This window comes from Bartonella sp. AP57NXGY (assembly GCF_042195805.1).
Taxonomy (GTDB): domain Bacteria; phylum Pseudomonadota; class Alphaproteobacteria; order Rhizobiales; family Rhizobiaceae; genus Bartonella.
Window position 1 is genome coordinate 1 of sequence record NZ_JBHIOZ010000275.1, and the last position, 1,443, is coordinate 1,443.

Here is a 1,443-nt window from a genome sequence, read left to right on the forward strand (position 1 = left end):
TTGACGAAAAAAAAGCGCTATAAGCCTACAATGCTGTTGTTTCATTGGTGGTTATATATGATTGATGATATGATTACGGCTGAATATGAACAGCAACTACAAGACAAGGCTTCAGGATACTATGAAGAGTTAAAGTCTTTGGAAATTTATTATGAAGATATACCTAAATATACAGAATATGAAACGCTAGAAGAGATACTGTCTTGTTGGTATCTTAGTCTGCCTAGAGATGCTGAATTACTATGCATTTGTAAAAGAGAGCTTCTAGCATTATTGTATGATATTTCCAGTGCTTATAAAGCGGCAAGAAAAACTTTTATTTACTATAAGCAGCTTATTGATACGGTAAAAGAAGGATATATGGCCTTTGATAAGGATTGTCGTTACTCCACGGTTAGAAATGACATTGATGTTTGTAGAGAGAAAGATAAAGAAAAGAAAAAGGGGTTGCGTATTGCTAAAGAGACTCCAACATATGAAAAAGCCTATAAATTAGGAGTCATAGAATGGATGAAGTGGTCAAGTAAGAAATGTGATAATCAATGGATCTTTTGGAAAATGCTTGTCAAAATAGGAAATTCAAAAGAAAAATTAAAAATCATTTTTGGTGATGAAAAGGTAAATGCACTGGAAGAGGCTATCAAAAAAGATCAAGAACAGTTCGTGAGCGAATTTCAAGAAGCAATTCTCGAGAACAAAAATGTGCATTTTTATAAATCCCATGCCTATTTGATACATACTTTAGAATAATGCTGAAAAGAAGGAGAAGCTGATAACAATTGTATGAATTAATATATTAATGGAAATTGGCATAATTGCGTATTTTTGTGAAAAGAGAATAGAGGTATATGCCGCAGCTCTTACCAAAAAGGAGAGAGTGGGCTCTTCTAGAGTCAAGTTTTTGCGCGCAGTGTAAGAGTGATCTCTCAAGAGAAGTAGGAGAGGTTTTTGCCTCAGGTGCGATAATTGTTTCTTGTGGCGTTTGGTTGTGATGTTTTTTTGTTTATTGCCTTTTTCAGTTTGTTTGCAGGGGAATTTGAATAACAGAAACGTCAATAAGGTAAGCTATTGGGGATTGCTTTTGTGGGGGCTTATAGCAAGTACATTTTTTGTTCGTGGTGATGTTTTTTGTCACTATCTAATCAGTTATTTCCTATCGTTATTTGAAAGAAAATTAAAAACTCTTTCTTCATGTGTTTGTTTAAGGTTCTAAGGGTTTTGTAAAAAACTGTAAGAATTAAATGCTTTTTTGAAGTTTTTTTATAGTTTGATGCGAATGTGTTCATTTCCGGCAATGATATTTTTTTTGCGAAATATATCGCTGCTGCCTTCTTTATCAGTGACAAAAACACCGGTTTTGCGAAGCATCAGTATGCTGGTAGTTTTATCAAAAATGTGCAGGTTATCTCCCCAAAAACCATCGGTTTTTTCTGCGGCGACATA

At 34.1% G+C, this 1,443-nt stretch carries 2 pseudogenes; one reads left to right on the top strand and one right to left on the bottom strand.

Annotated features, from left to right (window positions below):
- Window positions 1-750 (top strand): annotated as a pseudogene (locus ACFIL8_RS10240) (hypothetical protein); the annotation flags it as partial.
- Between the two features lie 510 nt (window positions 751-1,260).
- Here the strand turns inward: ACFIL8_RS10240 and ACFIL8_RS10245 are convergent.
- Window positions 1,261-1,443, bottom strand: a pseudogene (locus ACFIL8_RS10245) (inositol monophosphatase); the annotation flags it as partial.